This is a genomic window from Rhodopirellula europaea 6C (assembly GCF_000338295.1).
Taxonomy (GTDB): Bacteria; Planctomycetota; Planctomycetia; order Pirellulales; family Pirellulaceae; genus Rhodopirellula; species Rhodopirellula europaea.
Window position 1 is genome coordinate 1 of the sequence record NZ_ANMO01000121.1, and the last position, 3,537, is coordinate 3,537.

At 52.7% G+C, this 3,537-nt stretch carries 4 protein-coding genes; all 4 read left to right on the top strand.

The features are described 5' to 3' along the window. Nucleotides 1–14 precede the first annotated feature (14 nt). The 4 genes from RE6C_RS13940 to RE6C_RS13960 all read left to right on the top strand — a co-directional run bounded on the left by RE6C_RS13940 (nt 15) and on the right by RE6C_RS13960 (nt 3,380). Complete coding sequence (locus RE6C_RS13940) at nt 15–566, top strand: hypothetical protein (protein ID WP_039962062.1); 552 nt, start codon at nt 15–17, stop codon at nt 564–566. Beyond that, nucleotides 563–1,234, top strand: coding sequence for a type II secretion system protein (locus tag RE6C_RS13945; protein WP_081605650.1), 672 nt, complete (start codon nt 563–565; stop codon nt 1,232–1,234). Before RE6C_RS13940 ends, RE6C_RS13945 begins: the two co-directional genes overlap by 4 nt. Before the next feature lie 357 nt (nt 1,235–1,591). Then, on the top strand, nt 1,592–2,335 hold the full coding sequence (locus RE6C_RS13950) for a hypothetical protein (RefSeq protein WP_144054769.1): 744 nt from the start codon (nt 1,592–1,594) through the stop codon (nt 2,333–2,335). A 589-nt stretch (nt 2,336–2,924) separates the two neighbouring features. Beyond that, on the top strand, nt 2,925–3,380 hold the full coding sequence (locus tag RE6C_RS13960; protein WP_039962064.1) for a hypothetical protein: 456 nt from the start codon (nt 2,925–2,927) through the stop codon (nt 3,378–3,380). Nucleotides 3,381–3,537 lie beyond the last annotated feature (157 nt).

Genomic DNA, 3,537 nt, shown 5'->3' on the forward strand with positions numbered 1-3,537 from the left:
CGCCGAATTAAACAATGTCACGTTGGCTTTTCACCCTTCGCGGACGACTTACACCCTCTATGGCCGATCGGTGGAATGGCTACCGCAGATTCTCTGGCTTTGACGACATCACGGAACTAGTCACCCTGGATTCGATGATGTGCCCCGATGTCATCACGGACCTCTGCGACGATGACTGGCAACACAACATCCACGAAGACTTCCGCACTGGGTTGTTTCGCGATGCTGACTACTTGTTGCATCGGCAACCTCTTGATCCCTCACTACACCAGCTGATTGCTACTTGTGAACGCCCGGACGGATCGGAGTCCATTCCTCATGGATTCGCTTTTTGCGGCTACGACATCATGGACTCGTATTTTGGCAATAGCACTCTTACCAACTGCGGACCAATCCCCGAGGCGTTCACCCCGCGTGACGTCAATCGTTACGGACTAGTCGAGAAACTCGATGCCGCGTTGAAGATTCGTGATACAATGCGACGACTGCAACCGGACGACCCGCACCTAGGCGAATGCGATGTCTGGCTTCTCGCACAGCACCTCCCTCGCAGCGACGAACCATGAAATGCACGGGAGGACGGGAGTCGCGTTTGTTGGTTTGCTTGCAAGTCTTTCGCCCGTCCCCCGTGATTTCTACCGTTATCCAATTCAGATTCGCATACGCTTTGCACAACAAACAAACCTGTAACGGTGTCACGCTCGTTGAGCTACTTGTCGTGTTCACGATCATTTCGATTTGTATTGCTCTACTAATGCCAGCGGTGCAATCCGCACGAGCGTCGGCGCGCAGAACGGAATGCGCGAGCAACTTGCGGCAATTTCACTTTGGTCATGAGCAGTCCCCCGATCGCCCCCGCGTAAACATCTGCCCGGATTCACCAGAGTCACTCGGATTCTTCCGCAATGTCTCAATCAACAACGATCCGCTTGTTTACAACTCTACGCACTCAACGATGGAGTTCTTTGAGCACAATGGCGCTCCCCTCGTTGAGGCCCCGGATTCTCCGCCTGACATGAATTCCAACACCTGGTTCACACAGGCGAATATTGACGCGGACCTTGTCCTTCCGATTGTCGATTCTTACATTGCTAGAGGTCGCCATATTGGAAGTACAGCAAACTACTTGTTTCTCGATGGCCACATTGAGGTTATCGAATCGAAGGTAATCGAAGACTGGGCGACATCCGGCTACAATTTCGCACGTGCTGGTGCTGGATTGCCGCCACACTAATGCTTGGATAACAATCCCGTGAACCGGAGTCGCGTGTGAAACGTTTTGACGATGGTAAACTTTTTCGACGCGACCCGGTTACGGGTGGCGTTCTGTCGCAGACCCAACGAGACACACGTGGTTGGTCTCCATCGTCAATACGCTTGGGCAGTTGTGAGACGCGTTCTATTTGTGTCAGTCTTACTTTTGATCGGTGTGGTCACCGTTAGTCTCTTCCATTATGCCCAGACTCCGAATACTCCGGGGCTGTCGCCAGTGGGAATATTCGCCTGGGGCATGGACTCAATCGGTACGGTGCTCGCCATATGGCTTGTGACGCGAGCCGACATATGGCGATCGTGCAACGGATTGCTTCGCGTGGTAACTTACATCGTCGCGTTCGCATACGGTCGAATGCTATTTTCAGCTACGCAGGACTGGTCGAATGCTTCAGAAGCGATCTTTCGGTTTCCCGGATCCAAACTCGAAGACTATGCCAGACCAGCACTCGATTTGCTGTCGCTAATGATGTTCACGTGGCTGTTGACGCCTGTTGTGATTTTCTCTGAAGCTGTACTTTCACATTCAGATGAGGAATCGAAACGTGGTAAACGTAGTGGACGGTTTTCGATTTCTGGGCTAATTGGATTTACAACGGCTGCGGCATTGGCGATCGTTTGGATCAGATTTCTCACGTCAAATCTCGCGCCGCAAACGGCCTACAGTCATCTATCACCAACAGACGCGATCAGGGAGTGGATCGGGACCTACCTACCATTTACGATTCCTCCACTGATTGCTGCAACTGTGATACTTTACGGATTGACGAAACGCTGGTGGTTGGCGTTGCTTGCGTTCGGCTGCGCTATTGTATTGGATGGTGTTGGAACCAACATTGTTGCATTTGCTGTACAGAATATAACAGGCGAGCAACAAGGCGGCATTCTTGGAGGATCTCACATTGACCGTTGGCTGTACGTTTGCGGACGTTCGCTAACAACTTGCTGTGCGTTCTCGACCGCAAGACTCATGGGTGTAAGGCCCATATTTGGAAACTGCGAGGCTCAAAACATTGCGACAGAACCAAGTGTTGCACCAAAGCCGCGGAGCCGAGCGATTTGACTATTGAAAATCGTTCGCCGCGGCTTGGTGAACACCGCCGTTCGCACACCGACGACATGACTGACACGTGCCGACATTGCGGGGTTTCGTATGGTGAACTCCAGCGTGCCGACGAGACACATTTGCTAACCTGCAATAACTGCCACGGCGAGTTTTGCCAACGTTGCATTGGATCGCATTACGAAGGACACTCCGTTTGGACCTGGTATTGCCCAACTTGCAAATCACAATCGCTAGAAATGTGCGATCTGACAGCACGATTCACAATGTACTCAACCATCGAAGATTGCTTGCATGCCGAACATTGTTTCGTTCTCCCGTTTGTAACGTGGTCGGTTTTCCCTAAACGCACTGAGCGTTTAGTCTTGAATGCCATTCCAAAGCTATCGGCTTTCCATCCTGAGCTACATTTGGTGTGCGAGGACACACCCAATATTCGAGGCGAACTTACGGATTGGTTCCCCCAGCATTTCGACGTTGACACGCCTAAAGGTGACGGCTCATTGATCTGGTTACAGGCTGGAAAACCTATCCACATTAGTGACACGGGGCCGCACCTGACTGAGTACGAAATTTTGGTAGACTCTAGGTGTCGCTGGTCGTGACCATTCCAGCTGTGGACGGTGCGAACCATGGCATGCACGGGAGGACGGCTTGCGCGGTTTTTGAAGTGGAGAGTCTTTCGTCCGCCCCCCGTGATGCCTACCGTTATCGCATGCAAGACGTGAGCCCATACCAGCCGCCAGAAACGGCAGTTGATCGTCAACCCGAACTCCATACTTCGGGCAACAAGCGTATTGCTGCGAAAACTGCTCGAGCCGCCTCGGTTGCGTTTCTTGCTGTACTCGGTGGTGGCTTCGGGCTGGTCACTGGCGTACTGGCCGGATTTTATGGCGGGTTCGCGATCTTTGGCCACGCGGGCGACTTCACAATGATGTTTGTTGCGCCTTGCATTCTGATCGGTGCGTCCGTTGGTGCCGCGTTGGGTACTGTGGGTGGTGCACTCGTCGGTCGATCGATTGCTTCAAATACTCAACGCGGTTAGCTCGGATCGAAGAGCCTGACGTTTTCCCTTCAATGCCGTTCGACTTCTCAACGCGTTTCGGTGTAGGCTATTGCGATAACCATGGCATTCACACGGAGCGGGGCTTGCGGCCGAGTTTGCAATGGAAGATTTTACTCTCCCCGCCCGGTGATGCCCG

Coding starts and splice junctions, on each gene's coding strand:
- RE6C_RS13945 (WP_081605650.1), top strand. CDS start 563: ATGAAATGCACGGGAGGACGGGAGTCGCGTTTGTTGGTTTGCTTGCAA.
- RE6C_RS13940 (WP_039962062.1), top strand. CDS start 15: ATGTCACGTTGGCTTTTCACCCTTCGCGGACGACTTACACCCTCTATG.